This is a genomic window from Streptomyces sp. NBC_01334 (assembly GCF_035983595.1).
Classification (GTDB): domain Bacteria; phylum Actinomycetota; class Actinomycetes; order Streptomycetales; family Streptomycetaceae; genus Streptomyces; species Streptomyces coriariae.
The window spans coordinates 6,360,642-6,376,671 of the sequence record NZ_CP130718.1; the positions used below are offsets into that span (position 1 = coordinate 6,360,642).

Genomic DNA, 16,030 nt, shown 5'->3' on the forward strand with positions numbered 1-16,030 from the left:
CAGATCAGGTGAAAAAGGAAACGAAGTGCTCTTCCGCATGAAGATGAGCGCGAGAGATGGCGACCAGCCGGGGGCCAAGAAGCCGGAGCAGCTGCGTCAGCGGCAGGAAGAGCGAGTGGTACTGCACGGGTGACTTCGATCCATGACAGCCCCACCTCCTCCAGCCGGTCCCTCGTAAGGGAGTCTCGTCTGCGTCGGGGCAAGATCGCGACGCTTCTGCGTGCTGCCCCGAACCACCGGGCCAGAATAGCAGTCGACTGAAGTGTCAAGGCGCTGCTTTGCCCAGCACCGACGAGTTCTATGCTCGCCGCATGGTTGATGTTCTTCCCTTGGTCGAGGCTCGTTTGCGCAGCGCGCTGGGCGAGCCGGACGCCCGCGCCGCGGTCACCTTCCTCGGTACGGACCGCCTCGAGGTGCTGCGTTTCCACGAGGGCGACGTCGTCCGCTACGCCACGCTCGGCATGTCCGCGCAGCCGATGAGCGACCCGACGGCGATGCTCGCCGACCCCGTCGAGGGACCGCGTGCCGAGCTGGTGCTGTCCGTCCGGCCCGGCGCGTCCGACACCGACAAGGTGCTCCGCCCGCTGGCCGTGCTCGCCGCGTCCCCGCAGGTCGAGGGTGTGGTCGTGGCTCCCGGCAGCTCCCTCGACGTGGGTGAACCCCTGTGGCCGGGCGCCCCGTTCACCTCGGTCCTGGTCGCCGAGCCGGGCGGTCTGGTCGACGATCTCGACCTCGACGAGCCCCTCGATCCGGTCCGCTTCCTGCCCCTGCTCCCCATGACCCCCAACGAGGCCGCCTGGAAGCGCGTGCACGGCGCCCAGGCCCTCCAGGAGCGCTGGCTGACGAACGGGACGGACCTCCGGGATCCGTCCCGGAAGTCCGTCCCGCTCGATTGAGGTCCGGGTGACCGATGTCACCAACACTAGGGTTTCGATCGTCAGTTGACGGCCGGTCGGCTCAGTCGGCGAAGACCGAGACCCCGTCCTCCGACGCGTGCTGCGGTTCCAGTGCCTCGGCTTCGCCGGTGAGCGCCTTGCGTCGGACGACGACCACGACCGCGCCGAGCAGCGCGGTGACCGCCGCGACGGCGAACGGGACATGGATGTCGGTCCACTCCTCGATCTTCGGCGCGAAGTAGGGCGCGGCCGCGGCGGCGAACCACCGCACGAAGTTGTAGCCGGCGCTCGCCACCGGACGCGGGGCGTCCGAGACGCCGAGCGCCAACTCGGTGTAGACGGTGTTGTTCACGCCGATGAACGCGCCCGACAGGATGGTGCAGACGATCGCCGTGGTGTGGTCGCCGTACCCGAGGACGAACACGTCGACGGCGAGCAGCACCAGCGAGCCGCCGAGCACCTTCAGCGAGCCGAACCGCTCCTGGAGCCGGGGCGCCACGAGGACCGAGAAGACGGCGAGCAGCACGCCCCAGGCGAAGAACACCGCCCCCGACTTGTAGGGGGTCATGTTCAGCACGAACGGGGTGAAGGCCAGCACGGTGAAGAACGTGTAGTTGTAGAAGAACGCCGAGGCCGCGGCGGAGGCGAGACCGCCGTGCCCGAGCGCCTTGATCGGGTCCAGGACGGAGATCTTCCGGGCCGGCTTCGGCTGGTCCTTCAGGAACACCGTGATGCACAGGAAGCCGATCGCCATCAGGAACGCGGTGCCGAAGAACGGGTAGCGCCAGCTGGCGTCGCCGAGCAGCGCGCCGAGCAGCGGTCCGCACGCCATGCCGAGGCCGAGGGCGGACTCGTACAGCAGGATGGCGGCCGCGCTGCCGCCGGCCGCCGAGCCGACGATCACCGCGAGGGCGGTCGACACGAAGAGCGCGTTGCCGAGTCCCCAGCCGGCCCGGAAGCCGACGAGTTCGCCGACCGAGCCCGAGGTGCCCGCGAGGCCCGCGAAGACGACGACGAGGGCGAGGCCGACCAGCAGCGTCCTGCGGCCGCCGATGCGGCTGGAGACGAAGCCGGTGACCAGCATCGCGAACGCGGTGATCAGGAAGTACGAGGTGAAGAGCAGGGAGACCTGGCCGGCCGTGGCGTCCAGTCCCTGGGCGATGGACGGCAGGATCGGGTCGACGAGGCCGATGCCCATGAAGGCGACGACGGACGCGCCGGCCGTCGCCCACACCGCCTTCGGCTGTCGCAGGATGCTTCCGGCTCCCGCATCGAATGAATCCATGGTTCCGCTCACCCCTCGGAAGGTAGTTGGTATATACACACGATAAGTTAGATCGCCTAATTAATGCAAGTTACATCTATATCGAGGCGAGGGGTGGTCGAGGGCCGGCCGGGGCGGTCGCGGGGCGGTCACTTCCGTCCGGACGGGTGATCGTCCTTGACGTGGGCGTGCTCGGGTAGGACCGTGGGGCTCTATGAGGGGCGAACCCAGTTGCCCGAAGTGTGGTGGCCGGGTCAGGGCTCCCGGACTCTTCGCCGATTCCTGGCAGTGCGATGTGCACGGGACGGTGCATCCGCTTCAGCCCGTGATCCCGCCCAGCGTCGAGGCTCTCAGCGTCGTCGTGCATCGCACGCAGGTGCCGGTGTGGATGCCGTGGCCGCTGCCGGTCGGCTGGCTCTTCACCGGCGTGACGTACGCGGGGGACGACCGCAGTGGAGGCCGTGCCAGCGCGGTGGCCTGCTCGGGACCGGGACCGCTCGGCGGTATGGGTGAGCTGATCCTGGTCGCCGAGGAGCTGGGCGTCGGGCTCGGCGCGCGTTATGCCGGTGTCGACGGGCCGGACCCCGGTCCGTACATGAGCGTCGAGAAACCCCCGCAGGCCAAGGTCCTGGCCGCCGGCCGTCCCACCCCGCTCTGGCATGTCTCCGCCACCCCGGACGACCGGGCCGTCTTCGCGGGGGAGGCGCGCGGGCTGTGGCTGTGGGCGGTGGTGTGGCCCGAGCAGTCCGGGCTGCTGATGTACGACGAGCTGGTGCTCACGGATCTGCGGGACGCGGGGGCCGAGGTGGAACTGGTGCCGTGCGGGGCGCTGTCGCCGCGCCTGCTCAAGCCCTAGCGCTCCGCTGGGCCGGACTGACGGGGGCGCGTCGCGCTTCCGGTCGTGGGTGTCTGCCGCACCGTCGTGGCTGGTCGCGCAGTTCCCCGCGCCCCTGAGGGGTGGCCGGTGTCGTGCGTGTGTCGCGGCGTCGGGTCGGGGGATCGGTGACGTTCGTGTGTCGTGGCCCGGGGGTTCTGTGGGGTGCGTGTAGGGGGTGCTTGGTGGTTTTGGGTGTGACGGGGGTGGCGTGATTACCGGCTATGCTGAAGCGTCCCCTTCCGTCCTGTCACCGCCTGGAGTCTGCGTCGTGCGCATCGATCTGCACTGCCACTCCACGGCCTCCGACGGCACGGACACCCCGGCCGAGCTGGTCCGCAACGCGGGCGCGGCCGGTCTGGACGTCGTCGCGCTGACCGATCACGACACCACCCGGGGATATGCCGAGGCCGTCGCCGCGCTGCCGCGGGGGCTCACGCTGGTGACCGGTGCCGAGCTGTCCTGCCGTGTCGACGGCATCAGCATGCACATGCTGGCCTATCTGTTCGACCCCGAGGAGCCCGCCCTGCTCGCCGAGCGTGAGCTGGTGCGCGACGACCGGGTGCCGCGGGCACGGGCGATGGTCGCCAGGCTCAACGAGCTGGGCGTCCCCGTCACCTGGGAGCAGGTCGCGCGGATCGCGGGCGAGGGTTCCGTCGGGCGGCCGCACGTCGCCACCGCCCTGGTGGAACTCGGCGTCGTGCCGACCGTGAACGACGCCTTCACCGAGGACTGGCTGTCCGACGGCGGCCGGGCCCACGTCGAGAAGCACGAGACCGACCCCTTCGAGGCGATCCGGCTGGTCAAGGGCGCCGGCGGGGTCACCGTCTTCGCGCACCCGGGTGCGAGCAAGCGCGGTCGTACGGTGCCGGAGTCCGTGGTCGCCGAACTGGCGGCTGCAGGTCTCGACGGCATCGAGGTCGACCACATGGACCACGACGCGGACACGCGCGCGCGGCTGCGCGGGCTCGCGGCCGATCTGGGGCTGCTGGTCACCGGCTCGTCGGACTACCACGGCAGCCGCAAGACCTGCGTGCTCGGCGAGTACACGACCGACCCCGAGGTGTACGGGGAGATCACCCGGCGCGCCACCGGCGCGTTCCCGGTGCCGGGCACCGGCGGAGCCTGAGGCTCACCTCCACGCGTCCCGGCCCACCCCCTTTCCCGCAAGGCTTCCGCACTGATGTTCGACGTCGCCGTCTTCGGCTCCCTCTTCCTCACCCTTTTTGTCATCATGGATCCCCCCGGGATCACCCCGATCTTCCTCGCGCTGACCGCCGGGCGCCCCGGCAAGGTGCAGAAGCGGATGGCCTTCCAGGCGGTCTGCGTGGCCGGCGGCGTCATCACCGTCTTCGGGCTCCTCGGGCACCAGATCCTCGACTATCTGCATGTCTCCGTCCCTGCGCTGATGATCGCGGGCGGGCTGCTGCTCCTGCTGATCGCCCTCGACCTGCTCACCGGCAAGACCGACGAGCCGAAGCAGACCAAGGACGTCAACGTCGCGCTCGTCCCGCTGGGCATGCCGCTGCTGGCCGGGCCCGGTGCGATCGTGTCCGTCATCCTCGCCGTGCAGAAGGCCGACAGTGCGGCGATGCGGGTGTCGGTGTGGGTGGCCATCCTCGCCATCCACGTCGTGCTGTGGCTGGTGATGCGCTACTCGCTGCTGATCATCCGCGTCATCAAGGACGGCGGCGTGGTCCTGGTGACACGGCTCGCGGGCATGATGCTCTCCGCGATCGCCGTGCAGCAGATCATCAACGGGATCACTCAGGTGATCCGGGCAGGCTGACCGGACCCCGGTACGAGCAGAGCCCCCCACGGCATCGCCGTGGGGGGCTCTGAAACCTGTTGGGGGACCCGTGTTACGAGGCCGAGGTGTCGGCCGGACGGATCCACAGCCGCTGCCCGATGGCGGCGGCCTGCTGAACGATCCGGTTGACGGAGGCGGCGTCTACGACGGTGCAGTCCACGGGCGTGCCGTCGACGTCGTCGAGTCGCATGATTTCGAAGCGCATTGGCTTCTCCCTTCGTCTGGTCATCCTCCTGAGGAGAACTACTTGGTTACACAGGGAGTCAACGGGATGCGTGTTACAAACATTCCCTACGCTAAAGAAATTTTTCGAACGACTAATTACTGACGAGTAAGTGGGTTTGCGGAGACTGAACGGGACCGGTTGTGTTCGCAGCGTGACCACCGGAACAATGGAGGCGATGAACGACGACCTCCCGGCCCTCGCCGACCGCATCGACCGCACGAACGCGCTGCTGACACGCATGCTCGCCGAGGTGGCCAAGACACCCTCGACCCATGCGATCTTCGTCGACGCGGGGTACCTGTACGCGGCCGCGGGGCGTCTGGTGGCCGGGACCGAGGACCGCCGGGCCTTCGATCTCGACGCCGAGGGCCTGATCGAGGCGCTCATCGACCGCGCCCGCTCGATCTTCGCCGACAGCCGGCTGCTGCGCGTCTACTGGTACGACGGCGCCCGGCGCCGCATCCACACCTCCGAGCAGCAGTCCATCGCCGAACTGCCGGACGTGAAGGTGCGGTTGGGTAATCTGAACGCCAACAACCAACAGAAGGGCGTCGATTCGCTGATCCGGACCGACCTGGAGTCCCTGGCCCGGCACCGCGCCATCAGCGACGCGGCCCTGCTGGGCGGCGACGAGGACCTGGTCTCGGCGGTGGAGGCCGCGCAGGGGTACGGCGCCCGGGTGCACCTCTGGGGCATCGAGGCGCCGGAAGGCCGCAACCAGGCCGAGCCGCTGCTCTGGGAGGTCGACAGCCAGCGCACCCTCGACCTCGACTTCTTCAAGCCGTACGTCTCACGGCGCACCGCACCGGCCTACGAGGGCCCCGGTGCCAACCGGCCCACCCGTGAGGCCGTCCGCTTCGTCGGCGCGCAGGTGGCGGCGAAGTGGCTGGCGGCGCGGGGCAGGGAGTCGCTGGCCGAGCTGCTGCCGGGCCACCCCTACCTCCCGGGCTCCGTCGACCAGGATCTCCTCGTGGAGGCGGAAGGCATCCTCCAGTACTCCCTGCGCGGCCAGGCCGACCTGAGACGCGCCCTGCGGGACGGCTTCTGGGAGCACGTGCAGACGCAGTACTAGGGCTTGACCGGCCGGACGGAACCCTGTCACCAGGGGTGGCGGTCCCAGAAGTCGGCGAGCGCGTGGGCCGTCGGCAACGGCTGGTCCTGGTTCGGCGAGTGCTCGGCGCCCGGGACGACCGTCCGGTGCGCCCGCAGCTCCACGGCCATGTCGTCGAGGAGGGACACCGGCCAGGTGTCGTCCCGCGCACCCGACAGGACATGGAACGGCAGCGGAACGGCGGCGAGTTCACCGACTCGGTTCGGTTCCACGCACAACTGGCGCCCGGTCGCCAGGAGTTGAGCGGGCTTGTGGTTCAGCCAGCGCCGTCGCAACAGCTCGGGGTCGCCGGGGCCGCGGGCCGGACCGCCGACCTCCTCCGGCGGACCCATCGCCAGGATCGCCTCCCACACCTCCGGCATCGTCATCACCGCGAGCGCGTCGTGCAGCAGTTTCACGCGCTGCTTCTGGGACTCCGAGATCTCGGCCGGGCCCGAGGCGACGAGCGTGAACGACAGGAAGGGGGAGTGGTCCAGAAGCACGGCGGCACGGGCGATCTGACCGCCGAGGGAGTGCCCCATCAGGTGCACAGGGGTGTCGAGAGCCGCCGCCTGCGCCAGCACGTCCCGCGCCAACTCCTCGCGGGCGTAGGCGGATTCGTCGACAGCCGGTCCGTCGGACTCGTTCTGCCCGCGCCCGTCCACGGCGATGGTCCGGTAGCCGCGGGCCGCGAGCGGCTCGTGCATCCGGTGGAAATCTTCCTTGCTCCCGGTGAAGCCGGGCATCAGCAGCGCGACACCCCGCTGCTCGACACCGGCGGGCACGGGCGCGTCGACGACGGCGAACTCGCCGCGCTCGGTCCGCAGCGGATACGAGAGCGCGCCGGCGGGCGGCGGGAAGGGGCTGCTGGTGCTGGGCCTGGTCACGCCCCGAGGCTACCGGGAGGGCCCACCGCGCGCCGTCGGTGGTACCTCTCCCGGGAACGCCGACGGCCCAGCCCCTCGCCGAGGAGGGACCGGGCCGTCGGGCCGTCATGCCATGCCGGTGGATCAGCCGTCCGCGGGCTCGGCGGTAGCCGCCGCCTTGCGGGTGCGACGCACCCTGGGCTTCGCCTCCGCCGTGTCGACCGCGGTCTCGGCCTCGGCCGGGGCCGGGGTGGTGGCGGCGGTCTTGCGGGTGCGGCGCGGCTTGGTGGCTTCCGCTTCCTGGGTGGCCTGGGCCGGGATGTCGGCCGTGGTGGCCGTCGTCTCGGGGGCGGTGGCCTTGCGGGTGGTGCGGCGGCGGGGCTTGGCCTCGGTCGCCTCGGCCGTGTCGACGGCGGCTTCGGCCGGGGCCGCGGCTGCCGTCTTGCGGGTGCGACGCGGCTTGACCGCAGCGGCGGCGGCCGCGGCGGCCTCCGCGATCGGCTCCGTCGCCGTGGCGGCGGCCTTGCGGGTACGGCGCGGCTTCGCCTCCGTGGCCTCGGCCGTGTCGACCGCGACCTCGGCCGGAGCCGCTGCCTTACGGGTGCGGCGCGGCTTGGCCTCGGGCTCGGCGGCCGCGGGGGCCTCGACGGTCGCCGGGGCCGCGGGGGCCGTGGCAGCCGCCTTGCGCGTACGGCGCGGCTTGGCCTCGGTGGCCTCGACCGTGTCCGTCGCGGTTTCGGCCGGGACCGTCGCCTTGCGCGTGGCGCGGCGGCGCGGCTTGGCCTCCGTACCCTCCGCCGTGTCGACCGCGGTCTCGGCCTCGGCCGGGGCCGGGGTGGTGGCGGCGGTCTTGCGGGTGCGGCGCGGCTTGGTGGCTTCCGCTTCCTGGGTGGCCTGGGCCGGGATGTCGGCCGTGGTGGCCGTCGTCTCGGGGGCGGTGGCCTTGCGGGTGGTGCGGCGGCGGGGCTTGGCCTCGGTCGCCTCGGCCGTGTCGACGGCGGCTTCGGCCGGGGCCGCGGCTGCCGTCTTGCGGGTGCGACGCGGCTTGACCACGGTCTCGGTGGCCGCGATGGCCTCCGGGGCCTCGACGGTCTCGACCACGGCTTCGGCCGGAGCCGTCGCCTTGCGGGTGCGGCGGCGCGGCTTGGCCTCCGTCGCCTCCGCGGTGTCGACAGCGGCCTCGGCGGCCGGCGACTCCGTCACCGTGACCGGTGCGGTCTGCACGGTCTGCACGGTCTCCGCGGTCTTGCGGGTACGACGGCGGCGCGGCGCGGCCACGGTCTCCGGAGCTGCCTGCGGAGCGGTGCCCTCGGCGGTCGCCACGGCCGCTTCCGCGACCTCGGCGACGGGCTCGACGGTCGCCGCGCCGGCCGGCACGGCCGTCACGACGGCGGCCTCGTGCGCGGACGCGTTGCGGGTGCGGCGCCGACGGCGCGGAGTACGCGGGCCTGCGGTCTCCTCCGCCACGGGCGTCGGCTCGGCCACGGGGGCCTGCTCGGCGGCCGTGGTCCCGGCGGGCGTCGCGTCGAGCGGGGAGCCGTTGCGCGTACGACGACGGCGACGGGGCGCACGGGCCGAGCGCTCGCGCTCTTCGGTCTGCTCCGCGGTCCGGTCGCCGGAACGGGACTCGCCGCGGCCACCGCGGTCGTCGCGACCGCCTCGGTCACCGCGACCGCCCCGGTCACCACGGCCACCGCGGTCACCACGACCGCCCCGGTCGCTGCGACCGCGCGCTCCGCGGCCGCCCGGCTCGCCGAGGTCCTCGAGCTCCTCCGCGTCGAGCCCGGCGCGGGTGCGCTCCGAGCGCGGCAGAACGCCCTTGGTGCCCGCGGGAATGCCGAGTTCCTCGAAGAAGTGCGGAGAGGTGGAGTACGTCTCCGGCGGGTCGCTGAACTCGAGCTCCAGCGCCTTGTTGATGAGCTGCCAGCGCGGGATGTCGTCCCAGTCGACCAGCGTGACCGCGATGCCCTTGGCACCCGCGCGGCCGGTACGGCCGATGCGGTGCAGGTAGGTCTTCTCGTCCTCGGGGGACTGGTAGTTGATGACGTGCGTGACGCCTTCGACGTCGATGCCGCGGGCGGCCACGTCGGTGCAGACGAGGACGTCGACCTTGCCGTTGCGGAAGGCGCGCAGCGCCTGCTCACGGGCGCCCTGGCCGAGGTCGCCGTGGACCGCGCCGGAGGCGAAACCGCGCTGCTGGAGCTGGTCGGCCAGGTCGGCGGCGGTGCGCTTGGTACGGCAGAACACCATGACCAGGCCGCGGCCCTCGGCCTGGAGGATGCGCGCCACCATCTCGGGCTTGTCCATGTTGTGCGCGCGGTACACGTGCTGCTTGGTGTTCGCCACGGTCCGGCCGGCGTCGTCCGGCGACGTGGCGTTGATGTGCGTGGGCTGCGACATGTAGCGGCGGGCGAGGCCGATGACCGCGCCCGGCATGGTCGCCGAGAACAGCATGGTCTGGCGCTTCGCCGGAAGCATGTTGATGATCTTCTCGACGTCGGGCAGGAAGCCCAGGTCGAGCATCTCGTCGGCCTCGTCCAGGACGAGCGACTTGATGTGCTTGAGGTCGAGCTTCTTCTGGCCCGCGAGGTCCAGCAGTCGGCCCGGGGTGCCGACGACCACGTCGACGCCCTTCTTGAGGGCCTCGACCTGGGGCTCGTAGGCTCGTCCGCCGTAGATGGCGAGGACGCGTACGTTGCGCACCTTGCCCGCGGTCAGCAGGTCGTTGGTGACCTGCGTGCACAGCTCACGCGTGGGGACGACGATGAGCGCCTGCGGGGCGTCGGTGAGGTCCTCGGGCCGGGCGCGGCCGGCCTCGACGTCGGCGGGGACGGTCACGCGCTCGAGGAGCGGGAGTCCGAAGCCGAGCGTCTTGCCGGTGCCGGTCTTGGCCTGGCCGATGACGTCCGTGCCCGTGAGGGCCACGGGGAGCGTCATCTCCTGGATGGGGAAGGGACTGATGATGCCGACGGCCTCAAGGGCCTCAGCGGTCTCGGAAAGAATGCCGAGCTCTCGGAACGTGGTAGTCAGGGTGCTGCCTCTTCTGTGTGCGCGGTGCGAGGCGAGCGCGGGGGTCGTGTCAGGACCGTGCCGGGGGACGTCGACTGCCTCACGGGCCAGCCGTCAGGACACGGGACCTCTGCCGACGCTCTAGCGCTCGTACCGCTGAGGGGGTCCCCTCCGGGTTTCCGTACGCACAGTGCCGTACGGGCGAGGAGGGCTGTCGGGTCGGAGCCGATCGGGCCACCGACCGGGCATCCTCATACGTGCGGCCCGTCGAATATTCGGCAGGCGCATTACCACCATACCCCGGAATCGCGCACACGCGATGGCCGATTCGGTCACGTTGTGGTTGTCACAGTGCCTGGGGTGGTCCCGTACGTCTTCGTTGTCACACTGATTGACCAGGGACTTCCCCCGTGCGACGAGCGGGCTATTGTGCGCTTCATGACGACCTCTGACAAGCCTGAGAACACCGCCACCGGCATCGCCGCACAGGACTGGACGACGGCCTCGGCCGACCCGCAGTACCGGGCCGCGGTCGTGGATCTGCTGGGTGCGCTGGCGTACGGCGAGCTGGCGGCGTTCGAGCGGCTCGCGGAGGACGCCAAGCTGGCGCCGACGCTGGAGGACAAGGCGGAGCTGGCGAAGATGGCGTCGGCCGAGTTCCACCACTTCGAGCGGCTGCGCAACCGGCTCACCGAGATCGGTGAGGAGCCCACGCTGGCGATGGAGCCGTTCGTCGCCGCGCTCGACGGCTTCCACCGGCAGACGGCCCCGTCGGACTGGCTGGAGGGCCTCGTCAAGGCGTACGTCGGCGACTCGATCGCCAGCGACTTCTACCGCGAGGTCGCGGTGCGCCTGGACACCGACAGCCGCGCCCTGGTGCTGGCCGTGCTCGACGACACCGGCCACGCCGGCTTCGCGGTGGACCGCGTGCGTGGCGCGATCGACGCCGACCCGCGGGTGGGCGGACGGCTCGCGCTGTGGGCGCGGCGGCTGATGGGTGAGGCCCTGTCGCAGTCCCAGCGGGTGGTCGCGGACCGCGACGCGCTGTCGACGATGCTCGTGGGCGGTGTCGCGGACGGTTTCGACCTCGCCGAGGTCGGCCGGATGTTCTCCCGGATCACCGAGGCGCACACCAAGCGGATGGCGGCGCTGGGGCTGGCGGCCTAGGGCCTGTTCGGCCGGCGACGGCGCAGGAGAGCGGCCGCGCGGGCCCTTTCCCGCCGGCCGTCGCCGGGCTCAGGCCGGGGCCGACCGCCGGCGGAGTCGGCCGGCCGGGCGCAGCAGCAGGGAGAGCGAGGCGGCGGAGACGATCCCCGCGCCGAGCAGACTCGCCAGGGCGGTGCCGGGGCCCAGCGCGCTGTGGGTGACGAAGTCACCGAACAGGGCTCCGGCGACGCCGGTCGCGAAGACGAGGGTGCGCACCGGCAGACGGTGCGAGAAGCGGTGGACCGCCGCCCACGCGAGCACGAGACCGAGCACAGCGGAGCCGAGCGCTTCCAAGATCATGTGGGTCCCTCCCGGACGGTTGGGGCTGTGCACCAAGGTCGTAGCCCGTCATACCCGTGACCTGCGGAATGCAATCCTCCTCTGTGGCCGACTTGTGCTCCATCTGTGGAGAAGACGCCGACAGCGAAACCGGCCGGCGATCCGGCGGCGGGGATGTCCGGCCGCGAGAACGCGAGTGGGGCCCGGCGACCAGATGGTCGCCGGGCCCCACTCGCGTTGCTTCGCCTACAGAGCGCCGAAGCCCACCTTGCGCGGGGCGGGCTCGCCCAGCTCGACGTAGGCAAGGCGGTCGGCCGGAACCAGGACCTTGCGGCCGTGCTGGTCCACGAGGCTGAGCAGCTGCGACTTTCCGGCCAGGGCCTCGGCCACCACGCGCTCGACTTCCTCGGGAGTCTGACCGCTCTCCAGAACGATCTCGCGGGGTGCGTGCAGCACGCCGATCTTGACCTCCACGGCTATGTCCCTCCGACGGTCATGAGGTGCGCGGGCGTCCGCGCCGTACGCTGCACACATTAGCCCGGTGAGGGGACGTTCACGGCGCGGCCGTCCACGCCAGGAGCGAACAGCGGGCGGGAACAAACGGCCGGGCGTCCCCGCGGTCAGTGCTGATCGGTGCCGTGCAGCGGGAAACCGGCGATGCCCCGCCAGGCCAGCGAGGCCAGCAGCTGCACCGCCTGGTCGCGCGGCACGCTGCGGTCGCTGTGCAGCCAGGACCGCGCCACGACCTGGGCGAGGCCGCCCAGACCCGAGGCGAGCAGCATCGACTCCGCGCGCGAGAGGCCGGTGTCCTCCGCGATGACCTCGCAGATCGCCTCGGCGCACTCGGTGGTGACCTTGTCGACGCGCTCGCGCACCGCGGGCTCGTTCGTCAGGTCCGACTCGAAGACCAGGCGGAAGGCTCCGCCGTCGTCCTCGACGTAGGCGAAGTACGCGTCCATCGTGGCCCGGACCCGCTGCTTGTTGTCGGTCGTCGAGGCGAGCGCGCCGCGCACGGCCTGGATGAGCGACTCGCAGTGCTGGTCCAGCAGGGCCAGGTAGAGGTCGAGCTTGCCGGGGAAGTGCTGGTAGAGCACCGGCTTGCTGACTCCGGCCCGCTCCGCGATGTCGTCCATGGCGGCGGAGTGGTAGCCCTGCGCCACGAAGACTTCCTGGGCGGCGCCCAGCAGCTGGTTCCGTCGGGCACGGCGCGGCAGGCGGGTGCCTCGCGGGCGCGCCGCCTCTGTCTGCTCGATGGCTGTCACGCCGCCTCCCAAAGTGGTCCTCATGCGGTGAGCGCCGCGACGCCATCGTACTTTTCGGTAACCCTGCTGTGCGCGGTGCGCGTGCAGAATTTCACGGACTGGACGACGGCAAAAGTGGTGTAAACAGGTTTGGACCGGGATGTTACGGGCATACTCCGCCGCGCTCCAGCTCGGCGCATGTCAGCGATAGTCGTCCTCGTCGAGGGAGACGACGCGGGCCTGTTCGACGAGATCGGCTTCGTCGCCCCGGGCGGGATCCACGTCCTCCAGGGAGTCGTCGCGCCTCGGGATCACGTCCTTGGACTGCTCGGCGGCGTCGTTCTCCGGCGCCTCGACGTCGATCTCCCCGAAGTCGTCGTCCTCTTCGAACGTCTCCGGGTCGGTGGGGTCAACGGCCATGGTGGGCTCCCTTCCTACGAACGTCCCTGCGAGGTGCAGGGGCCACAAGCGGGTGCCCTCGGTACGAGCCTAGGAGACACCCGTTTCGGACGCCATGCGATCGCTGTGCGGAGTGCCCCCGATTGGCGTGGGTATGGCTCCGGCGCGGCGCCGGGGCGCTGTGAGCCCCGCGCGCGCGACCCGCGCGTGTGACGGCGAACACACAAAAGCGCGCGTGATCGTCTCGTAACATTGCCCGCATGTCTTCGACCGAGCTGCCTTCCGTGCCGCCCACCAGTGTGCTGCCGAAGGCGATCGCGGTCCGGGTGGCCGAGGGCGAGCGGCTCCGGTCGGTCGGCCTGCCGGGCGTCACGCTCACCGTCCGCTCCAGGCCGCCCGCGCGCGAGGGGCTCGAGCCCGCGCTGTACGTGCACGGCCTGGGCGGTTCCTCGCAGAACTGGTCCGCGCTGATGGCGCTGCTCGACGGGGTGGTGGCGAGCGAGGCCGTGGATCTGCCGGGCTTCGGCGACTCCCCGCCGCCGGACGACGGCAACTACTCCATCACGGCACACGCGCGTGCCGTCATCCGCTATCTCGACGCCGTCGACCGCGGACCCGTGCACCTGTTCGGCAACTCCCTCGGCGGCGCGGTGTCCACGCGCGTCGCCGCGGTCCGGCCCGACCTCGTGCGGACGCTGACACTGGTGTCACCCGCGCTGCCCGAGCTGCGGGTGCAGCGGACGGCGGTGCCCACCGGACTGGTCGGGCTGCCCGGCGTGGCCGCGCTCTTCACCAGGTTCACCCGGGAGTGGACCGCCGAGCAGCGCGTCCGCGGCGTCACGGCGCTCTGTTACGGCGATCCCGGGCGGGTCAGCCCGGACGCGTTCCGCCATGCGGTGGAGGAGCTGGAGCGGCGCCTTCAGCTGCCGTACTTCTGGGACGCGATGACGCGTTCCACGCGCGGCCTGCTCAGCGCGTACACGCTGGGCGGTCAGCACGGGCTGTGGCGCCAGGCCGAGCGCGTCCTCGCGCCGACCCTCCTGGTCTACGGTGGTCGCGACCAGCTCGTCGGTTTCCGCATGGCGCAGCGGGCCGCCCGTACCTTCCGTGACTCCCGCCTGCTCACGCTGCCCGACGCCGGGCACGTGGCGATGATGGAGTATCCCGAGACGGTGGCGAAGGCGTTCCGGGAGCTGCTCGCCGACACCGCGACCAAGACCTCGGGAGGCTGAGACCTACGTGGGACGCCACAGCCGGCGTGGACCCGCGCCCAGGAGTGCCGCCAAAGGCGGCTCCAAGGGCGCGTCGCAGGGGGCTCCTCCGGAGCCGTCCCCCCAGGGGGACCCGCGCGGCGCCCGCGTCCAGGTGCCGCCCCCGGGGTACGACGGAACCCCCTCGCACGGAGTGCCCCGCTTTCCGTTTCCCGACGGAACTCCGGCCCATGGGTTCCCGCAGGTGCGGGGCGGTCACCCCGAGCAGCGTGAAGGCGGGGGCGGCTGGGGTGACTTGAGGGGACGATCAGCGGGTACCGGGCAGCCCGTGATACCGCGTCAGCGACCCATACCCCAGGACGGTCCGCGTCAGGGCCCTCGCCAAGGTTCCCGTCAGGGCCCGCGTCAGGAGTACCTCGACGCCTTCGGTGAGGACGACGAGGACGTCTTCACGCGCGCGAGGAGGCCGTCCGCCGCCACGCGCGTGCGTGAGCAGGATCCCTACTCCACCGACACCGACCGGGAGGCTGCCTTCCGTACCACCGGCCCGGCCGCCATCGACGGCGGCGACACGCCGCCCACCGGCGAGCCCGCGACCGCCCAGGGAGTCAAGGGGCGGGCGTTCGCCGGTATCGCGGCCGCCGCCGTCACCACAGTGCTGGCCGTCGTGGTGGCCGGACAGGTCGCCACCGGCCGGGACGACGACTCCGTCCGGTCGCAGTCCGCCTCCGGGCAGACCCGTGAGGCCGTGGACGACGACGCCGCGCGCGGGGAGGACCGGCCGAGCCCGTCCGTGTCCGCCGGCGCGCCCGGCGCCGCGGCCACGCTGACGTACGCGCAGCGGATGGACATGAAGTACGCGCTCGGCGCCAAGCTCAAGGGTTCGGGAAAGTTCGACGCCGTCGCGGGCGTCGACAAGGCGCCCGGCAAGGGGCAGAAGTACACCTACCGCGTGGACGTGGAACAGGGCCTCGGGCTCGACGGCGAACTCTTCGCGCAGGCCGTGCAGAAGACGCTCAACGACCCCCGCAGCTGGGCCCACGACGGCGCCCGCACCTTCGAGCGGATCCAGTCGGGCGAGGCCGACTTCGTCATCACGCTCGCCAGTCCGGGCACCACCGCCGTGTGGTGCGACAAGTCCGGTCTGGACACCACGGAGGACAACGTCTCCTGTGACTCGGCCGCCACCGAACGCGTGATGATCAACGCATACCGGTGGGCCCAGGGGTCGGAGACCTTCGGCGACAAGATGTACGCCTACCGCCAGATGCTGATCAACCACGAGGTCGGCCACCGCCTCGGCTACAGCCATGTCACCTGTGACAAGGACGGCGACCTGGCGCCCGTCATGCAGCAGCAGACGAAGTTCCTCGACCACGACGGGATCCACTGCCTGCCCAACGCCTGGCCCTATCCCGGCAGTTGAGCCTCAGAGACGGACAGGTGCCTCATGGGGCGCGTTGACATGCCCAAAAAGTTCCTCCATATTGCTGCGTATGTGGTCTAGTCATCCCGTCGACAGCAGCGCCGCCATCGAGCTGGCGCTCTTCGGCGTGACCGCGCTCTGCGTGGCCGACATCCACTGTCGCTGACGCCGCCCTCAGGCGCGTGCGTCGCGAATTTCCTCTTCTCTCCGAGCCGTGACCCGGTCACGGCCAC

The 16,030-nt window shown here is 71.3% G+C and carries 17 protein-coding genes; 9 read left to right on the top strand and 8 right to left on the bottom strand.

All coding sequences use genetic code 11. The features are described 5' to 3' along the window. The first annotated feature begins 311 nt into the window (after positions 1-311). Positions 312-896, top strand: a complete 585-nt coding sequence (locus OG736_RS28700) for a suppressor of fused domain protein (protein WP_327184967.1) — start codon at positions 312-314, stop codon at positions 894-896. 61 nt (positions 897-957) lie between these two features. Here OG736_RS28700 and OG736_RS28705 read toward each other — a convergent pair whose 3' ends face one another. Beyond that, positions 958-2,181 (bottom strand): MFS transporter, encoded by a 1,224-nt coding sequence (locus OG736_RS28705; RefSeq protein WP_327184968.1) that lies wholly within the window; start codon positions 2,179-2,181, stop codon positions 958-960. Positions 2,182-2,374: 193 nt separating this feature from the next. Here OG736_RS28705 and OG736_RS28710 point away from each other — a divergent pair, with 193 nt between their 5' ends. The 3 genes from OG736_RS28710 to OG736_RS28720 all read left to right on the top strand — a co-directional run bounded on the left by OG736_RS28710 (position 2,375) and on the right by OG736_RS28720 (position 4,823). After that, positions 2,375-3,016, top strand: coding sequence for a DUF6758 family protein (locus OG736_RS28710; protein WP_327184969.1), 642 nt, complete (start codon positions 2,375-2,377; stop codon positions 3,014-3,016). 289 nt (positions 3,017-3,305) lie between these two features. Continuing rightward, positions 3,306-4,163 (top strand): PHP domain-containing protein, encoded by an 858-nt coding sequence (locus tag OG736_RS28715; RefSeq protein ID WP_327184970.1) that lies wholly within the window; start codon positions 3,306-3,308, stop codon positions 4,161-4,163. A gap of 54 nt (positions 4,164-4,217) precedes the next feature. Then, on the top strand, positions 4,218-4,823 hold the full coding sequence (locus OG736_RS28720) for a MarC family protein (RefSeq protein WP_327184971.1): 606 nt from the start codon (positions 4,218-4,220) through the stop codon (positions 4,821-4,823). Between the two features lie 73 nt (positions 4,824-4,896). Here the strand turns inward: OG736_RS28720 and OG736_RS28725 are convergent, their stop codons facing one another. Continuing rightward, positions 4,897-5,049, bottom strand: coding sequence for a DUF8834 family protein (locus OG736_RS28725; RefSeq protein ID WP_171399326.1), 153 nt, complete (start codon positions 5,047-5,049; stop codon positions 4,897-4,899). A 196-nt stretch (positions 5,050-5,245) separates the two neighbouring features. Between OG736_RS28725 and OG736_RS28730 the strand changes: the two genes are divergently transcribed. After that, positions 5,246-6,142, top strand: coding sequence for an NYN domain-containing protein (locus OG736_RS28730; protein ID WP_057603290.1), 897 nt, complete (start codon positions 5,246-5,248; stop codon positions 6,140-6,142). 26 nt (positions 6,143-6,168) lie between these two features. On the opposite strand, the gene OG736_RS28735 is transcribed toward OG736_RS28730, so the two are convergent. Both OG736_RS28735 and OG736_RS28740 read right to left on the bottom strand, forming a co-directional pair. Then, positions 6,169-7,047: an alpha/beta fold hydrolase gene (locus tag OG736_RS28735; protein ID WP_327184972.1), complete on the bottom strand. Its 879-nt coding sequence runs from the start codon at positions 7,045-7,047 to the stop codon at positions 6,169-6,171. 123 nt (positions 7,048-7,170) lie between these two features. After that, positions 7,171-9,963, bottom strand: coding sequence for a DEAD/DEAH box helicase (locus OG736_RS28740; protein WP_327184973.1), 2,793 nt, complete (start codon positions 9,961-9,963; stop codon positions 7,171-7,173). 501 nt (positions 9,964-10,464) lie between these two features. Between OG736_RS28740 and OG736_RS28745 the strand changes: the two genes are divergently transcribed. Continuing rightward, positions 10,465-11,202, top strand: coding sequence for a ferritin-like fold-containing protein (locus tag OG736_RS28745; RefSeq protein ID WP_020130833.1), 738 nt, complete (start codon positions 10,465-10,467; stop codon positions 11,200-11,202). Between the two features lie 69 nt (positions 11,203-11,271). Here the strand turns inward: OG736_RS28745 and OG736_RS28750 are convergent, their stop codons facing one another. The 4 genes from OG736_RS28750 to OG736_RS28765 all read right to left on the bottom strand — a co-directional run bounded on the left by OG736_RS28750 (position 11,272) and on the right by OG736_RS28765 (position 13,181). After that, positions 11,272-11,541, bottom strand: coding sequence for a hypothetical protein (locus OG736_RS28750; RefSeq protein WP_020130832.1), 270 nt, complete (start codon positions 11,539-11,541; stop codon positions 11,272-11,274). Positions 11,542-11,766: 225 nt separating this feature from the next. Further along, on the bottom strand, positions 11,767-11,994 hold the full coding sequence (locus tag OG736_RS28755) for a DUF3107 domain-containing protein (protein WP_020130831.1): 228 nt from the start codon (positions 11,992-11,994) through the stop codon (positions 11,767-11,769). A gap of 146 nt (positions 11,995-12,140) precedes the next feature. Continuing rightward, on the bottom strand, positions 12,141-12,782 hold the full coding sequence (locus tag OG736_RS28760) for a TetR/AcrR family transcriptional regulator (RefSeq protein WP_020130830.1): 642 nt from the start codon (positions 12,780-12,782) through the stop codon (positions 12,141-12,143). A 180-nt stretch (positions 12,783-12,962) separates the two neighbouring features. Beyond that, positions 12,963-13,181: a hypothetical protein gene (locus tag OG736_RS28765; RefSeq protein WP_327184974.1), complete on the bottom strand. Its 219-nt coding sequence runs from the start codon at positions 13,179-13,181 to the stop codon at positions 12,963-12,965. A 239-nt stretch (positions 13,182-13,420) separates the two neighbouring features. On the opposite strand from OG736_RS28765, the gene OG736_RS28770 reads away from it, so the two are divergent. The 3 genes from OG736_RS28770 to OG736_RS28780 all read left to right on the top strand — a co-directional run bounded on the left by OG736_RS28770 (position 13,421) and on the right by OG736_RS28780 (position 15,963). Then, positions 13,421-14,392 carry an alpha/beta fold hydrolase gene (locus OG736_RS28770; protein ID WP_327184975.1) on the top strand — a complete coding sequence of 324 codons (972 nt, stop codon included), beginning with the start codon at positions 13,421-13,423 and terminating at the stop codon, positions 14,390-14,392. Between the two features lie 7 nt (positions 14,393-14,399). Further along, on the top strand, positions 14,400-15,797 hold the full coding sequence (locus OG736_RS28775) for a DUF3152 domain-containing protein (protein ID WP_327184976.1): 1,398 nt from the start codon (positions 14,400-14,402) through the stop codon (positions 15,795-15,797). A 70-nt stretch (positions 15,798-15,867) separates the two neighbouring features. Beyond that, positions 15,868-15,963, top strand: a complete 96-nt coding sequence (locus tag OG736_RS28780; protein ID WP_323178948.1) for an Ms4533A family Cys-rich leader peptide — start codon at positions 15,868-15,870, stop codon at positions 15,961-15,963. Positions 15,964-16,030 lie beyond the last annotated feature (67 nt).

Bases quoted from the DNA above. Each gene is read 5' to 3' on its own strand.
- OG736_RS28700 (WP_327184967.1), top strand. From the start codon at position 312: ATGGTTGATGTTCTTCCCTTGGTCGAGGCTCGTTTGCGCAGCGCGCTG.
- OG736_RS28705 (WP_327184968.1), bottom strand. From the start codon at position 2,181: ATGGATTCATTCGATGCGGGAGCCGGAAGCATCCTGCGACAGCCGAAG.
- OG736_RS28710 (WP_327184969.1), top strand. From the start codon at position 2,375: ATGAGGGGCGAACCCAGTTGCCCGAAGTGTGGTGGCCGGGTCAGGGCT.
- OG736_RS28720 (WP_327184971.1), top strand. From the start codon at position 4,218: ATGTTCGACGTCGCCGTCTTCGGCTCCCTCTTCCTCACCCTTTTTGTC.
- OG736_RS28725 (WP_171399326.1), bottom strand. From the start codon at position 5,049: ATGCGCTTCGAAATCATGCGACTCGACGACGTCGACGGCACGCCCGTG.
- OG736_RS28730 (WP_057603290.1), top strand. From the start codon at position 5,246: ATGAACGACGACCTCCCGGCCCTCGCCGACCGCATCGACCGCACGAAC.
- OG736_RS28740 (WP_327184973.1), bottom strand. From the start codon at position 9,963: ATGACGCTCCCCGTGGCCCTCACGGGCACGGACGTCATCGGCCAGGCC.
- OG736_RS28750 (WP_020130832.1), bottom strand. From the start codon at position 11,541: ATGATCTTGGAAGCGCTCGGCTCCGCTGTGCTCGGTCTCGTGCTCGCG.
- OG736_RS28765 (WP_327184974.1), bottom strand. From the start codon at position 13,181: ATGGCCGTTGACCCCACCGACCCGGAGACGTTCGAAGAGGACGACGAC.
- OG736_RS28770 (WP_327184975.1), top strand. From the start codon at position 13,421: ATGTCTTCGACCGAGCTGCCTTCCGTGCCGCCCACCAGTGTGCTGCCG.
- OG736_RS28780 (WP_323178948.1), top strand. From the start codon at position 15,868: ATGTGGTCTAGTCATCCCGTCGACAGCAGCGCCGCCATCGAGCTGGCG.